At 71.9% G+C, this 14,958-nt stretch carries 14 protein-coding genes; 6 read left to right on the top strand and 8 right to left on the bottom strand.

The window, feature by feature from the left end; all coding sequences use genetic code 11:
* Positions 1-86 precede the first annotated feature (86 nt).
* The gene (locus ACH4D5_RS18180; RefSeq protein ID WP_398303333.1) at positions 87-863 is read left to right on the top strand and encodes a DUF6227 family protein; all 777 of its coding nucleotides are present in this window, start codon (positions 87-89) and stop codon (positions 861-863) included.
* Positions 864-888: 25 nt separating this feature from the next.
* Here ACH4D5_RS18180 and ACH4D5_RS18175 read toward each other — a convergent pair whose 3' ends face one another.
* The 5 genes from ACH4D5_RS18175 to ACH4D5_RS18155 all read right to left on the bottom strand — a co-directional run bounded on the left by ACH4D5_RS18175 (position 889) and on the right by ACH4D5_RS18155 (position 6,240).
* On the bottom strand, positions 889-1,140 hold the full coding sequence (locus tag ACH4D5_RS18175; protein ID WP_398303331.1) for a hypothetical protein: 252 nt from the start codon (positions 1,138-1,140) through the stop codon (positions 889-891).
* Positions 1,141-1,227: 87 nt separating this feature from the next.
* The gene (locus ACH4D5_RS18170) at positions 1,228-3,381 is read right to left on the bottom strand and encodes a fructose-specific PTS transporter subunit EIIC (RefSeq protein WP_398303329.1); all 2,154 of its coding nucleotides are present in this window, start codon (positions 3,379-3,381) and stop codon (positions 1,228-1,230) included.
* 196 nt (positions 3,382-3,577) lie between these two features.
* A complete protein-coding gene (pfkB, locus tag ACH4D5_RS18165) occupies positions 3,578-4,525 on the bottom strand; it encodes a 1-phosphofructokinase (protein ID WP_398303327.1) in 948 nt (315 codons plus the stop codon).
* The gene (locus ACH4D5_RS18160) at positions 4,522-5,283 is read right to left on the bottom strand and encodes a DeoR/GlpR family DNA-binding transcription regulator (RefSeq protein WP_398303325.1); all 762 of its coding nucleotides are present in this window, start codon (positions 5,281-5,283) and stop codon (positions 4,522-4,524) included. The genes pfkB and ACH4D5_RS18160 overlap by 4 nt, the downstream gene beginning before the upstream one ends.
* A gap of 180 nt (positions 5,284-5,463) precedes the next feature.
* Positions 5,464-6,240 carry a TetR/AcrR family transcriptional regulator gene (locus ACH4D5_RS18155; protein ID WP_398303323.1) on the bottom strand — a complete coding sequence of 259 codons (777 nt, stop codon included), beginning with the start codon at positions 6,238-6,240 and terminating at the stop codon, positions 5,464-5,466.
* A 151-nt stretch (positions 6,241-6,391) separates the two neighbouring features.
* Here ACH4D5_RS18155 and ACH4D5_RS18150 point away from each other — a divergent pair, with 151 nt between their 5' ends.
* Positions 6,392-7,645 (top strand): extracellular solute-binding protein, encoded by a 1,254-nt coding sequence (locus tag ACH4D5_RS18150; RefSeq protein ID WP_398303321.1) that lies wholly within the window; start codon positions 6,392-6,394, stop codon positions 7,643-7,645.
* A gap of 120 nt (positions 7,646-7,765) precedes the next feature.
* Here ACH4D5_RS18150 and ACH4D5_RS18145 read toward each other — a convergent pair whose 3' ends face one another.
* Complete coding sequence (locus ACH4D5_RS18145; RefSeq protein ID WP_398303319.1) at positions 7,766-9,301, bottom strand: MFS transporter; 1,536 nt, start codon at positions 9,299-9,301, stop codon at positions 7,766-7,768.
* Positions 9,302-9,494: 193 nt separating this feature from the next.
* Between ACH4D5_RS18145 and ACH4D5_RS18140 the strand changes: the two genes are divergently transcribed.
* Complete coding sequence (locus ACH4D5_RS18140; protein ID WP_398303753.1) at positions 9,495-10,544, top strand: helix-turn-helix transcriptional regulator; 1,050 nt, start codon at positions 9,495-9,497, stop codon at positions 10,542-10,544.
* A 23-nt stretch (positions 10,545-10,567) separates the two neighbouring features.
* On the opposite strand, the gene ACH4D5_RS18135 is transcribed toward ACH4D5_RS18140, so the two are convergent.
* Positions 10,568-11,569: an RNA polymerase sigma factor RpoD/SigA gene (locus ACH4D5_RS18135; protein WP_398303318.1), complete on the bottom strand. Its 1,002-nt coding sequence runs from the start codon at positions 11,567-11,569 to the stop codon at positions 10,568-10,570.
* A 180-nt stretch (positions 11,570-11,749) separates the two neighbouring features.
* On the opposite strand from ACH4D5_RS18135, the gene ACH4D5_RS18130 reads away from it, so the two are divergent.
* Both ACH4D5_RS18130 and ACH4D5_RS18125 read left to right on the top strand, forming a co-directional pair.
* Positions 11,750-12,325, top strand: a complete 576-nt coding sequence (locus tag ACH4D5_RS18130; protein ID WP_398303317.1) for a GNAT family N-acetyltransferase — start codon at positions 11,750-11,752, stop codon at positions 12,323-12,325.
* Positions 12,326-12,396: 71 nt separating this feature from the next.
* Positions 12,397-13,494 (top strand): questin oxidase family protein, encoded by a 1,098-nt coding sequence (locus ACH4D5_RS18125; protein WP_398303316.1) that lies wholly within the window; start codon positions 12,397-12,399, stop codon positions 13,492-13,494.
* A gap of 39 nt (positions 13,495-13,533) precedes the next feature.
* Here ACH4D5_RS18125 and ACH4D5_RS18120 read toward each other — a convergent pair whose 3' ends face one another.
* Positions 13,534-14,304: a dioxygenase gene (locus ACH4D5_RS18120; RefSeq protein ID WP_398303314.1), complete on the bottom strand. Its 771-nt coding sequence runs from the start codon at positions 14,302-14,304 to the stop codon at positions 13,534-13,536.
* A 136-nt stretch (positions 14,305-14,440) separates the two neighbouring features.
* On the opposite strand from ACH4D5_RS18120, the gene ACH4D5_RS18115 reads away from it, so the two are divergent.
* Complete coding sequence (locus ACH4D5_RS18115; RefSeq protein ID WP_398303312.1) at positions 14,441-14,956, top strand: MarR family winged helix-turn-helix transcriptional regulator; 516 nt, start codon at positions 14,441-14,443, stop codon at positions 14,954-14,956.
* Positions 14,957-14,958: the final 2 nt, after the last annotated feature.

Genomic DNA, 14,958 nt, shown 5'->3' with positions numbered 1-14,958 from the left:
GTTTTCCCGTTCCCGGGCATGATGTCGGACCCAGGGGCTACGGTATGCACTCACCAGGTGACATGTAGCAACGCCGGGAGCAAGCCTTGAGCGTTCCGTACGACACTGCGTACGAGCCACCCGAGTCGCCCGAGCCACACTCTCCGGAGGAGCACCTCGAGCGACTCCTCGGCCGTGCCCTGAACTCCTTCGATCTGCCGGACGAGGTCCTGGCCCGCCTGAGCACAGCCCTCGCCCATGACAGCTCCCTGCACTCCGCGCACCACAGCTCGGGGCTGCACCGCGAGACATACAGACATACGTGGCTGCTCGCCGACGCCTCCGTGCTGACCCTCTGGGAGCTCGTCCACAACACCGCGCCGGGCAGCGACCCGACCCACGAGGTCTACGCCGACGAGGAGGAGGCGGGCGTCGCCACCTCACGGCTGCCGCTGCCGCCCGACCCGCCGGCGTGCGGCCGGCCCGTCGTGCTCGAGTTCCCGGCCGACTCCGAGCCCCGGCACGCGTATGTTCCGGACGACTCCGCGGACCACGCGCGCCGGCTCCTGCGCCGCGCGGAGAACCCGGACGGCGACCGGCCCGACGAGAGCGTGGCGCGGCTGCTGCGCGCGGCGTTCGCGCACCAGATCACCCAGGCCTTCGGCCGCCCCTGCCTGACCGGTGAGATACGCACGTCCTTCTCGCTCTACGAGCACGCGTTCCTGCTCTTCGACGGCGGCGAGATCAGCCTGTGGGAGGTCGAGCACACGCTCACGCCCGACGGGCGGCACATGTGCGAGGTGTACGACAGCGAGGAGGCGGCCCGCGCCGCGATGGAGCGCAGGGCCCGTGACTGGACGGCGCGGACCCGCAATCGCTCCTGAGCTGCCGAGTTCTTGCGTTCCTGAGTCAGCGTCCGTCGCCGAACTGCCGTACGAGACCGGCGAAGGCATCCCGCTCGTCCGGCGTCAGCTCCACGGTCTCCGCGCGCGGCGGGCCCTGCTGGGCCGGCAGCGCGCGGAGCGACGGAGTGGGGCGCGGCGCCTCCACGTCGAAGCGGCCCTTGCGCATCATCCGCACCAGGCCGACGGCCCAGACGACGGTCGCCACGGCGAGCACGGCCACGCCTATCTGCTGAACGATCGAGACATCCTGGAGCATGCGGCCCAGTAGACAACAGCGCCCGGGGCTTTCGACAGGGGGTAATAGGACTTAGGTCCCGAAGTGACGCAAGTCGCACACTCCGGTTCAGACCGCCGCAGCGGACTCCTTGGCATCGGTCACGCCCGCCCCTGCCTTCTCCTCTGCCACCGCCGCCTCCCCGGGCGTCGTCTTCCTGGCTCCCTTGAGCAGGACGACCACGACCGTCGAGACGCAGACGCCAGCGGCGATCGCCACCAGGTAGAGCAGAGGACTGCCGATCAGCGGGACCACGAACACACCGCCGTGCGGCGCGCGCAGAGTGCAGCCGAAGGCCATCGACAGGGCTCCGGTGACGGCGCCGCCCGCCATGGACGCGGGGATGACGCGCAACGGATCGGCCGCCGCGAACGGAATCGCACCCTCCGTGATGAAGGAGGCGCCGAGGAACCAGGCCGCCTTGCCGTTCTCCCGTTCGGTCCTGGTGAAGAGGCGTCCGCGGACCGTCGTGGCGAGCGCCATGGCGAGCGGCGGGACCATGCCGGCCGCCATCACCGCGGCCATGACCTTGAGGCTGCCGTCGGTCGGGTGGGTGAGGCCGCCGATCGCGAAGGCGTAGGCCACCTTGTTCAGCGGGCCGCCGAGGTCGAAGCACATCATCAGGCCGAGAATGACGCCGAGGATGACCGCGTTGGCCCCGGAGAGGCCTTCCAGCCAGTCGGTCAGCGCGCTCTGCAGCGAGGCGATGGGCTTGCCGACCACGAGGAACATCAGGAAGCCGACCACCGCCGATGAGATCAGCGGGATCACCACGACCGGCATGATGCCGCGCAGCACGGCCGGGATGCGGACCCGCTGGATGCCCATGACGACGGCGCCCGCGAGCAGGCCCGCGGCGAGACCGCCGAGGAAACCGGCGTCGATGGTGACGGCCACCGAACCGCCGACGAAGCCGGGGACCAGGCCGGGCCGGTCGGCCATGCCGTACGCGATGTAGCCCGCGAGGACCGGTACGAGGAAGGCGAAGGCGAGTCCGCCGACCTGGAAGAGCAGCGCGGCCCAGCTGGTGTGGTCCGTCCAGATGAAGTGCTCGGCGACCGACGGCGCCTTGTCGATCTTCCAGCCGCCGATGGCGAAGCCGAGGGCGATCAGGAGGCCGCCCGCGGCGACGAAGGGGACCATGTAGCTGACGCCGGACATCAGCCACTTGCGGAGCTTGGTTCCGTAACCGTCGCCGCTGTCGCCCGCGTTGTCGACGGGGGTGGGTCCGGTGGTGGGGGCGGTCGTCTCGCCGCGTGCAGCCTTCTCCCGCACCTCCGCGATGAGTTCGGCGGGACGGTTGATGCCGGCCTTCACCCCTACGTCGACGGTGGGCTTTCCGGCGAAGCGGTCCTTGTCCCGTACCGGGACGTCGTGCGCGAAGACGACGCCGTCCGCGGCGGCGATGACCTCGGGGTCGAGGCGGGTGAAGCCGGCCGACCCCTGCGTCTCGACCGCGATCTCCACGCCGGCGCCGCGGGCGGCGTTTTCGAGGGACTCCGCGGCCATGTAGGTGTGGGCGATGCCTGTGGGACAGGAGGTGACGGCGACGATGCGGAACGGTTGCCCGGGGGCGGGGGCGGGGGCGGGGGTGGGGGTGGGGGTGGAGTCGGGGGTCGGGCTGGGGTCGGCGTCGGGAGCGTCGGCCGTAGCGGGGACGGCTTCGGGAGCAGTTCCGGTTGTGGCTTCCGGAGCGGTTCCGGCTGCGGCTTCGGGAGGGGTTCCGGCTGCGGGAGCGGCTGCGGCTTCGGGAGCGGCTGCGGATTCGGCTGCGGCCTTCTCGCCGCTGATCAGGGCCGCCGCCTCCGTGGCCGACTCCGCCGATCGCAGCGCGGTCGTGAACTCCGCGTCCATCAGCTGCCGTGCCAGGGACGACAGGATCGTCAGGTGGGCGTCGTCCGCGCCGGCCGGGGCCGCGATCAGGAAGATCAGGTCGGCGGGGCCGTCCGGCGCGCCGAAGTCGATGCCGCGTGCCGAGCGGCCGAAGGCGAGGGTCGGCTCGGTGACGTGCGCGCTGCGGCAGTGCGGGATGCCGATGCCGCCGTCCAGGCCGGTCGGCATCTGCGCCTCACGGGCCGCGACATCGGCGAGGAACCCGTCCAGGTCGGTCACCCGCCCGAGGGCAACCATGCGTTCGGCGAGGGAGCGGGCCGCGGCTTCCTTGGTTTCGGCGGACAGGTCGAGTTCGAGGTCGACCAGGTCCGCGCTGATCATCTGAGTCATCGCGGGCTCCTTCGCACGCGTATCACCCGGGCCGCCGGTGTCGCTCGATGGGCGGAGGGTGCTGGGGGGACGGGGGCAGCAGCTGGGGGGAGGGAGCTGGGGGTGCCTGAGGTGTGGGGGACGGCCGGGGAGGCAGCGGCGGGTGAGGGGACACGAGCCGCTGGAGGAGTGGGAGGTGCGGGGCACGGGCCGGGGGTCATGTGGCGGGTTCCGTCAGGGGGCGGGTCAGGGGCACCTCGTCCGTCACCGTGACCGCGTCCGGGGCGAGGTCCGACGGGGCCGGCATCGCGCTGCCCGGCAGCTGGACCGCGGCCGCGCCGTGCGCCACGGCGGAGGCGAGCGCACGGGGTCCGGTGCCGCCGGCGATCAGGAAGCCGGCGAGGGAGGAGTCGCCGGCGCCGACGTTGCTGCGCACGGTGGCGACGGGAGCGCTCGCGAAGTACGTGCCCGTCGCGTCGACCAGGAGCTGGCCGTCGGCGCCGAGGCTGGCGAGGACGGCGCGGGCGCCCGACTTCCGCAGCTCCTGCGCCGCCTCGACCGCGTCGCCGACCGTCGTCAGGGGGCGGGCCACGGCCTCGGCGAGCTCCTCGACGTTGGGCTTGACGACGTCGGGGCGTTCGGCGAGCGCGGCGAGCAGGGCGGGGCCCGATGTGTCCAGAGCGATGCGGGCGCCCGCCTCGTGCGCGCGGGCCACCAACTCCGCGTACCAGGAAGGCTTCAGGCCGCGTGGCAGGCTGCCGCAGCAGGCGATCCAGTCGGCGCCGGCCGACCGCTCGCCGATGGTGGCGAGCAGCAACTCGCGCTCGCTCTCCGAGAGTTCGGGGCCCGGTGCGTTGATCTTCGTGAGAGTCCCGTCCGGTTCGGCCACCGCGATGTTGGAACGGGTCTGTCCGGCCACCGGCACCGGGGCGGCCTCGATGCCCTGCTCACGGAGGAGTTGGGCGACGAGTGCGCCGGGCGCGCCGCCGAGCGGCAGCACGGCGACCGTCCGCACGCCCGCGGCCGCGACGGCCCGCGAGACGTTGACGCCCTTGCCGCCCGGGTCCATGCGCTCGCCGGTGGCGCGGACGACCTCGCCACGGTCGAGGGACAGCACTTCGTAGGTGCGGTCGAGGGAGGGGTTGGGGGTGACGGTGAGGATCATGCGCGTACTACTTCCGTGCCGCCGCGCTCGATGGCGGCCGCATCGTCATCGGTCAGGCCCGTGTCGGTGATCAGCAGATCCACGTCGGCGAGGTCGCCGAAGCGGGCGAAGTGTTCCTGGCCGTGCTTGGCCGAGTCGGCGAGCAGCACCACGCGGCGGGCCGCGGCGACGGCCGCCCGCTTCACGGCGGCCTCGGCGAGGTCGGGGGTGGTGAGGCCGCTCTCCGCGGAGAATCCGTTGGCGGCGAGGAAGACGACGTCGGCCCGGATCTCGCCGTACGCCCGCAGGGCCCACGCGTCGACCGCCGCGCGCGTACGCTGCCGGACCCGGCCGCCGATGAGGTGGAGCTGGATGCCGGGGTGGTCGGCGAGGCGGGCGGCCGTCGGCAGGCTGTGCGTGACGACGGTGAGCGTCGACTCCAGCGGGAGCCCTGCCGCCAGGCGCGCGACGGTCGACCCGGCGTCGAGGATGACGCTGCCCTCGGCGGGCAGCTCGGCGAGGGCGGCGCGGGCGATGCGGTCCTTCTCGTCCGCGGCGGTCCCCTCGCGCTCGGCGAGGTCCGGCTCGAAGTCGAGGCGCCCGGCGGGGATGGCACCCCCGTGCACGCGGCGGACGAGACCGGCCCGGTCGAGCGCCTTCAGGTCGCGCCGGATGGTCTCCGCGGTGACCTGGAACTCCTCGGCCAGCGAAAGGACGTCGACCCGCCCGCCGTCCCGCGCGAGCCGCAGGATCTCCTGCTGCCGCTCCGGTGCGTACATGTCCGTTCGCCTCCGCCGAATGCCCGAGCTTGTGGTTTCGCTCGCAGAGTACGGCCGGATTTCCGAAAAGTAAACGGGTTCGGGCGCGATTCGGGCACAAACGGACTTTGACTCTCGTTGAAGGCCGTCACCGAAGGCCGAGGGCGAGGGCCGGGGTCGGCGATGCGGGCGCTTCGGCCCCTACGGCCAGGGAAAGGCATCCAGAGCCGTGAGGCAGCGCGCCGCGAGCGCCGCCGGACCGTCGGAGGCGTCCGCCGATTCGCCGCCCGGGGCCCGGGTCTCGGACCAGTTCTCGGCCCAGCTCTCCACGGCCACCCGTACCGCCGCACTCGCGACGGCCGCCGCGAGGCGCAGGTCCAGGCCGGGCCCTGCGGGGTCCGGACCCGCCGAGTCCGCGTCTGCCGGACCCCGCGCACCGGCGCGCTCCGCCAGCACCGCCAGCAGCGTCTGCTCCGACGCATGGCACGCGTCCGCCCACACCGAGCGCAGCGCCGGACTCTCCGCCGACATGCGCAGCAGCGCGCGCACCCAGTCCAGGGACTCCGCCGCACCCGCGTCGTGGGCGCCGAGCGCGTCCGCGACCGCGTGCCGCAACGCGTCCGGAACGGACAGTTCTGCCGGTGCCCGGCGCACCGCCTCCGCCCACTGCTGCGCCCCCGCGGCGAAGAGCGGCGCGACCGACTCCTCCTTGGTCGCGAAGTAGCGGTAGAAGGTGCGCGGCGCGACGCCCGCCGCCCGGGCGATGTCCTCGGCGCGGGTGGCGCGCAGCCCGTCTGCGACGAAGAGCGCCGCCGCGGTGCGGGCGATGTCGAGGCGAGTCTCACTCTTACGACGCTCCGTCAGCGACGGCTGCGACGGCTGCGCCGACTGGGCCGACTGGGCCGACTGGGCCAGCCGTGACGACTGAGAGGACTGAGACGACTGAAACGACTGCGGCGACTGCGAACCACTGGGCATGACAGGCAGGTTATGCCAGCCCACCACGGACCACCTCGCCGTCACTAACTGCCCCTGTGGCAGAATCTGCCACCCGAAAGCTACGGAAGCGGCCGCCAGGCCCGGGCCCCCGCCCCCGTGGAACCGCAGAGGCAAAAGGTGGCGAACAGCGGTGCGTCGTCGGAAGTTCCTTCTCCACACAGCCGGTCTCACCGGCGCCACCGCGCTCGGCGCCGCAGGCCTGACCTCCTGTTCCGCCGAGACCGACTCCCCGCTCGAACTCCTCGTCGCCAGCTACGACAAGAGCGTGGGCTCCTCGATCGGCGACCAGTGGGACGGCCTCATCGGCGCCTTCAAGAAGGCCCACCCGGGCATCCAGGTCCACCTCGAACGCGTCCCGTTCACCAAGCTCGACCAGACCCTGGCCCGGCGCGTGAAGGACGGCGACGCCCCCGACATCGCGCAGTCCAACTTCTTCGCGCCCTACGCCGAGGACGGCAAGCTGTACGGCGCCGACGACCTCTTCGACGTCCGTACCGAGGGCGACTTCATCCGCTCCTACGCGGAGGCGGGCATGGTCGACCGCGTCCAGTACGGCCTGCCCTTCCTGGCCAGCACCCCGCGCCTCTTCTACAACAAGGCCCTCTTCAGGCAGGCACGCATCAAGGCCCCCCGCTCCTGGGCCGAACTGCGGGAGGCGGCCGAGGCGTTGAAGGCGATCGGCGTCCCCACCCCGTACGGTCTCCAGCTCGGCCCCGAGGCCGCCGAGGACGAGGCCCTCGCCTGGCTCCTCGCGGACGGCGGCGGCTACGCCGGCCTCACCGGCTACGACTTCGCCACCCCCAGCAACATCGACACCCTCACCTGGCTGCGCGACAACCTCGTGGCGCGCGGCCTGGCGGGCGCCGACCCCAAGTCGCTGACCAGGACGGAGGCGTACGCCCAGTTCCTGCGCGGCAAGATCGGCATGATGATCGCCCACCCGGTCCTGATGGGCGCCGCCGATAAGGCCAAGTTCCCCTACGCGCACGCCCCGTTCCCCAAGAAGCTCGGCGGCGCGGCGCCGCCCGTCGGGCTCAACGACTGGCTGATGGCGTTCAGGCAGAACGGGCGGCGCGAGCAGTGCGGCACGTTCCTGAGCTACCTGTACGGCTGGAAGTCCGCGTTGGCGTACGGCGGAAGTCAGTCCGCCCTGCCGGTGACGAGCTCCGCGTCGGACGCCCTGCGCAAGGACCCGGAGCAGCGACCGCTCCGGGACTTCATCGACCAGATGCCGCAGGCTCAGTTCCAGCCGACGAACCTCCGCTCCTGGCCGGAGGTCCGGAGCGCGGTGCGCCGCCGTATCGGCGAGGCGGTCGTCAAGGGCGGCAGCCCCAAGGCCGTACTGGAGTCCTTGGACGAGGCGGCCACCCAAGCAGAGCTGTAGCGCTCCGCTGGTTGGGCGGATGGGGGTCGGGCGGGTGGACTGCTGCGGGCGCGCCGTGGCTGGTCGCGCAGTTCCCCGCGCCCCTTTTCGGGGCACGGGAAACCGTCGTCGGAATCGTCCTCAGTGCGTCAGCACCGGCTCCTTCTCCAGCTGTTCGTCGTCCTCCGTCACGTCCTCGTCCCCGCCGCCCTCGATGTGTACCCGCGGCTTCGCCGGCAGGGCGAACATCACCAGGAAGATGACGGCGAGCACCCCCGTCACCCACCACAGCGCGTTCTGGAAACCGTCCGCGAACTCCGCGGGGATCCGCTCCCTCGGGACCCGCTCGTCGATCACCCCGAAGAAGACGACCGACACCAGGCCGAGGCCGAGCGCGGTGCCCATCTGCTGCACGGTGTTGATGAGCCCGGAGGCCGAACCCGCGTGCTCCCGCGGGACCTCCGAGAGGACCGCGTCCGTCAGCGGGGCCACGATCAGGCCCATGCCGATGCCCATCACGACCAGCGGGAGAGCCATCTGCCAGGGGGCGATGTCCGCGCCGTACCGGCCGGCCTCCCAGATGTAGATGAGCACGCCGGCGGCCATCGCCAGGGCGCCGGCCTGCAGCACCTTGCGGCCGAAGCGGGGCACGAGCTTCTGCACGGAGATGCCGGCCGCCGCCGAGACGGCGATCGAGAACGGCACCCCGGTCAGTCCGGCGCGCAGCGCGGTCCAGCCGAGGCCGACCTGCATGTAGAGCGTCCAGACCAGGAAGAAGATGCCCATGGTGACGCCGAAGACGGTCTGCACGGCGATGCCCGCGGCGAAGCTCTTCACCTTGAACAGCGACAGCTCGACGAGCGGCGAGCCGTCCTTGGCGGCCTTCCTCTTCTCGTACGCGACGAGGGTGGCGAAGACGACGAGCGAGCCCGCCATCATGACGTGACCCCACACCGGCCAGCCCAGCTCGCGCCCGCGGGTGAGCGGGTAGAGCAGCATCAGCAGTCCGACGGTGACCAGGACGACGCCGACGAGGTCCAGCTTGAGGGCGCGCGGTGCCTTCGACTCGGTGATGAACTTCCGTCCGAGGATGACCCCCACGATGCCGACCGGCAGGTTGATGAGGAAGATCGGGCGCCATTCGAGGCCGAAGATGTTCCACTCGGTGAGCAGCGCGCCGAGCAGCGGCCCGGAGACCGCGCCGAGGCCGACGATCATGCCGAAGAGGCCGAAGACCTTGCCGCGCTCGTGGGCCGGGAAGGTCGCGTGCACGATCGACAGCACCTGCGGCACCATCATCGCGGCCATGCCGCCCTGCAGGATGCGCGACGCGACCAGCATCTCCGGGTTCACCGCGAAGCCGCAGAGCGCGGAGGCGACGGTGAAGCCGGTGATCCCTATCAGGAAGAGCCGCTTGCGGCCGTGGATGTCGCCGAGCCGGCCGCCGGTGATGAGACCGGCGGCGAAGGCGAGGGCGTAACCCGCGGTGATCCACTGGATCTGGCTGTACGTGGCGCCCTCGTCCCGCTGGATGGCAGGGATGGCGATGTTGACGATCGTGACGTCGACGAGGTCCATGAAGGCGGCGGTCATCACGATGGCCAGGGCGAACCACCGCCGACGGTCGCCGGCGGCCGCCGGTGTCCCGGGGGCGGAAACGGTGCTGGGTGAAGTCATGCCGCAAGGCTAGAGGCCATATAGGCCAGGACGTGACCTAATTATCCGGCATGCTGAGGGCATGACTACGGCATGACGGAGACGACGCGTAAGTACGCCATGCCGACGATGCGACAGATGACTTGACGACGGCATGACGGCACGACGGACGCCACGACGACAGCAAGACGACGACGGGATGGGTGGCATGACCATGACTACGGGCGGTGCGGCGGCCGGTGCCGATACACCGGCGCGGCTCTTCCAGCTCCTCTCCCTCCTCCAGACGCCCCGCGAGTGGCCCGGCGCCGAGTTGTCCGAGCGGCTCGGGGTCAGCAGGCGGACGGTGCGGCGGGACATCGACCGGCTGCGGGACCTCGGCTACCCGGTGCGGGCCAGCCAGGGTGCGGCCGGTGGCTACCGGCTCGTCGCGGGCAAGGCCATGCCGCCGCTCGTCCTGGACGACGAGGAGGCGGTGGCCATCGCGGTGGGCCTGCGGGCCGGGGCGGGGCACGCGGTGGAGGGCGTGGAGGAGGCGTCGGTGCGGGCGCTCGCCAAGCTGGAGCAGGTGCTGCCGGGGCGCCTGCGCCACCGCGTCTCCGCGCTGCAGACCGCGACGACGGCGCTGACCAGCGGGGACGGGGCGAGCATCGCGCCGGAGACGCTGACGGTGATGGCGTCGGCGGCGGCCGGCCACGAGCGGCTGCGGTTCGCCTACCGGGCGGGCGACGGCACGGAGTCGCGCCGGCTCACCGAGCCGTACCGGCTGGTGTCGACGGGGCGGCGCTGGTATCTCGTGGCGTACGACATCGACCGCGAGGACTGGCGGACCTTCCGGGTGGACCGGGTGGCCGACCCGTTCGCCACGGGGGCGCGGTTCGTGCCGCGGGAGCTGCCGACGGGGGACGCCGCGGAGTACATCCGTCAGTCGATGTGGAGCGGGCGGCCGACGCACGACCTGGACGTGACCTTCGCCGCGCCGGCGCACTTCGTCACCGCGCGCCTGCCCGCGCCCCTGGGCCCGGTGGAGCCCCTGGACGACCACAGCTGCCGCCTGCGCTGCCCGGTCTCGGACTCGCTGGAATGGCTGGCGGTCCGACTGGCGGTCCTGGACTGCGACTTCACGGTCCATGGCCCCGGGGAACTGGTGGACTGCATCAGGGCCATGAGCACCCGCCTGACCCGCTCGCTCCCGGAAAAAGGGCGGGCGGGTGGGGAAAACGCGCGAAGCGCGACGCCCCAGGAAGACGGCGCAGGAGGATGAGGAAACCGCCCAAGGCCGGCCGCCTAGGCCACCGCGTCGAACCCCGTGTCGCGCGCCAGCTTCTTCAGCTCCAGGAGCGCGTGCTTCTCGATCTGGCGGATCCGCTCCCGGGTCAGCCCGTGCTCCTTGCCGACCTCCGTGAGCGTGCGCTCGCGGCCGTCGTCTATGCCGTACCGCATCTTGATGATGGAGGCCGTGCGCTGGTCGAGGCGGCCGATCAGGTCGTCGAGCTCCTCGCTGCGGAGCAGCGAGAGGACGGACTGCTCGGGCGAGACCGCCGAGGTGTCCTCCAGGAGGTCGCCGAACTGGGTGTCGCCCTCGTCGTCCACGCCCATGTTCAGCGAGACGGGGTCGCGGGCCCAGTCAAGGACGTCGACGACGCGCTCGGGCGTCGAGGCGAGCTCCGCGGCGATCTCCGCGGGCTCCGGATCCCGGCCGTTCTCCCGGTTGAACTCGCGTTGGACGCGGCGGATGCGGCCCAGCTCCTCCACCAGGTGGACGGGGAGGCGGATGGTGCGCGACTGGTCGGCTATGGAGCGGGTGATGGCCTGGCGGATCCACCACGTGGCGTACGTGGAGAACTTGAAGCCCTTGGCGTAGTCGAACTTCTCGACGGCTCGCACCAGTCCGGCGTTCCCCTCCTGGATCAGGTCGAGGAGGGGGAGGCCGCTGCGCGGATAGCGGCGGGCGACCGCGACGACCAGGCGGAGGTTCGACCGGATGAAGACGTCCTTGGCGCGCTCGCCGTCGGCCACGAGGGCTTCGAGCTCCTCGCGGTCCGCGGTGACCTTGCTGTCCTCGACCTCGCCGTCCAGGATCTTCTGGGCATACACCCCCGCCTCGATGACCTGGGAGAGCTCCACTTCCTTGGCGGCGTCGAGCAGCGGCGTGCGCGCGATCTCGTCCAGATACATGCCGACCAGGTCGCGGTCGGCGATCTCCCCGCCTACGGCGCGAACACTGCGTGCCGCGTCGGTCCCACCGGAGGCGGCGGACTTGCGACGGGCGACGGCACGGGTTGCCATGCGTGCTCCCTTGCGATGGTGGTCCTGGTCGGCCCTTTCTGGGGCCTCTGTGGTGGATGGCACACCCTCGGGTGCCCTGCATCCGATGGAAACAACGACTGGAATCCGGACAGAATTCCCAAGCCGCGCATCTTTTTTCCCGGCGGTGCAGTACCCTGTCGCGCCACGGAGGGGGTCCGGATGCCGACGGAACGTACAGAGGTGCAGGTGAGACCGGCCGTCGAGGCTGATCTCGAAGCCCTGACGGACCTCTACAACCACTACGTGCGTGAGACGGCCGTCACCTTCGACACCGTCGCCTTCCTGCCGGAAGAGCGCCGCCCTTGGCTGCTCTCCCACCCTGAAGACGGCCCGCACCGCCTCTTGGTTGCTCAGGAGCGCGATCCCGGCCCTGGCCCCTGCTCCGACCCCGGCCCCGGCTCCCGTACCCACGCCTCCCGTGTGCTCGGATACGTGACGAGTAGTCCTTTCCGCCCGAAGCCCGCTTACTCCACTTCCGTGGAAGTCAGCGTGTACTGCGCGCCGGACGCCGCGGGCCGGGGCATCGGCACGCTCCTCTACAAGGCGCTCCTGGAAGCTCTGGAGGGCGAGGACGTGCACCGCGTCTACGCCGGGATCGCCCAGCCGAACGAGGCCTCGGTCCGTCTGCACGAGCGCTTCGGCTTCCGGCATGTGGGGACGTACGAGGAAGTCGGCAGGAAGTTCGGGCGCTACTGGGACGTCGCCTGGTACGAGCTGCGACTGGGTATGGCCTAGACCTTCTGGGCCCGAGGACCTAGATCGCAAGGCCGTTACGCACCGGCAGGTCAGCGGCCTACCGTCCCCGCATGACCGACACCACAGGAATTCTCGACGAAGCCCTGCAGCGCCTGCACACCTCGGGCCCCGAGCGTCTCGGACGGCTCACCAACCACGCCCCGATGGCCGTCGAGGCGCTCGCCGCGCACGGGCAGTCCCGGGCCGTCCACCGGTGGCTGGATCTTTACGCCCCCAAGCTGGAGGAGTTTCCCGCCCCGTTCGAGCCGGTCACCGACGCGAACTGGCAGGCCGCCCTGGGTGACCCGCGCCGCGCCGCCGACTGGATCGCGTACTTCGGCCGGGAGATCGAGGCCCGGCCCTGGCGCGACGTGCTCGCCGAGTGGTGGCCGCGCCTGCTGCCCGGCCTGTACGGCAGCGCCGCGCACCCGGTGATCCGGGTGGGCCACGCCGTGCGCACCCTGGAGGAGAGCGAAGCGGAGGCGGGGAGCGGGCAGGCGGGGAGCGGCGGGCAGGCGGGGAGCAGCGGGCAGGCGGGGAGCGGGCAGCCGGGCGGCGTGACCGAACCCCGTCTCGCCGAGCTCGCGCACGGCCTCGGCTACTGGGCCGCCCGCCACCTCCCGCTCGCCGGTGTCGCCGAGCTGCCGGGTGCCGCCAGCGCCGCCGGGGCGCTGGACGCGGTGCCGCCCATCGCGAACCGGGCCGACGGCGGCTACCCGACGCGGCTCGGCCGGGTCGAGGGGCTGCCGGTGTGGGCCGCTTCGGTGGACGACCCGGAGGAGGCCCGGCGCCGGCTGACGGAGCTGGTGCGGGCGGCCACCCACCGGTACGCCACGCACGGCCACGGCGACGAGACGATGCTGGTGCACGCGGCGACCGCGCCCAACGCCGTACTGCGCGCCCTGCCCGCGCTCCCCCGCGCCCTGTGGGTGCCGAGCCTGCACGCCGCGTGGACGGCGTCGGCGGCGATCACCGCCATGTACGCGCCGGACGAGCCGGTGGCGTACGCCGCGCCGGGCACGTTCAGCGCCGAGGAGGTCTTCGAGCGGGCCATGGCGCACGGCGACGAGCACGTGATCAAGTTCGCGGACACGGCGCTCGACGTCGGTGACGAGCGGGCTCTGGCGGCGGCCCTGCGCGCCGTCGAGCTCAGCGAGCCACTCGTGTAGAGGGGTCGTCGTGGGGCCCGCCCGCCCCCACACCCGCCCTCACCCGAACTGCACCGACCTCTTCGCGAGCCCCATCCAGAACCCGTCGATCACGCTGCGCTGCCCGTCGAGGTCCCCCGTGGCCTCGGCCGCGCCGAGCGTGACGAAGAGCGGTGCGAAGTGCTCGGTGCGCGGGTGGGCGAGCCGCCCGGCCGGGGATTTGTGCCCGAAGTCGAGCAGCGCGTCCACGTCGCCCGCCTCCAGGGCCTCGTACCCCCAGGCGTCGAACTCGGCCGACCAGCCGGGCACGCCGCCGTGGCGCAGCGCGGCCAGGTTGTGCGTGAAGAAGCCGCTGCCGACGATCAGCACGCCCTCGTCGCACAGCGGCGCCAGCCTGCGGCCGATGTCCATGAGGCGGCGCGGGTCGAGGGTCGGCAGGGAGATCTGGAGCACGGGGACGTCGGCGTCCGGGTACATCTCCACGAGCGGGACGTACGCGCCGTGGTCGAGCCCGCGGTCCGGCACGTCCTGCACGGGTGTGCCGGGCGCGTGCAGCAACTTGCGTACGGAGGCGGCGAGTCCGGGCGCGCCCGGCGCGGCGTACGTCACTTGGTAGTAGTGCTCGGGGAAGCCCCAGAAGTCGTACACGAGAGGCAGCGTCTCGGTGGCGGACAGGGCGAGCGGCGCCTCCTCCCAGTGGGCGGAGACCATCAGGATCGCCTTGGGGCGGGGCAGCTCCGCGGACCAGGCGGCCAGCTCGCCGGGCCAGACGGGGTCGTCGGCGAGCGGCGGGGCGCCATGGCTGAGGTACAGGGCGGGCATGCGGGTCATCGCGCACCTCCGGGCGGGTGGAACCGGGTGGAACAACGGGTGAAGGAACGAAAGTACTTGAAACATCAAGCTCTACGCCCCAACCGTATGCCTGCTTTGTTCAAAGTTCAAGGAAGGGCCTCGTACAGTGGGGTACATGGATATGGCAGCGACCCCTCCCCCGGCCGGTGAGCCGCACTGGCTGGACGGCGACGAGCAGCGCGTCTGGCGGGTCTATCTCCAGGCGACCACCCTTCTCGACGACTTCCTCGACCGTCAGCTCCAGCGCGACGCGGGCATGCCGCACATGTACTACGGCCTCCTGGTCCAGCTGTCCGACGCCCCCCGGCGGCGGCTGCGGATGACCGAGCTGGCCAAGACCATGAAGATCACCCGGTCCCGCCTCTCGCACGCGATCGCCCGCCTGGAGAAGAGCGGCTGGGTGCGCCGCGAGGACTGCCCCTCCGACAAGCGCGGGCAGCTGGCGATCCTCACCGACGACGGCTTCGAGGTGCTGCGCAGGACCGCCCCCGGCCATGTGACCGCCGTCCGCCAGGCCCTCTTCGACCGGCTCACCCCGGAACAGCAGAAGTCCCTCGGCGAGATCATGACGATCGTCGCCGAGGGACTTCAGCCCAAGGAGGCCGGTGCGGACCTCCCCTGGCTCCGCTAGGC

Source organism: Streptomyces sp. NPDC018029 (assembly GCF_044327655.1).
GTDB lineage: Bacteria > Actinomycetota > Actinomycetes > Streptomycetales > Streptomycetaceae > Streptomyces.
Note: the sequence above shows the minus strand (reverse complement) of the source record. Positions and strands in the feature narration are given on the sequence as shown.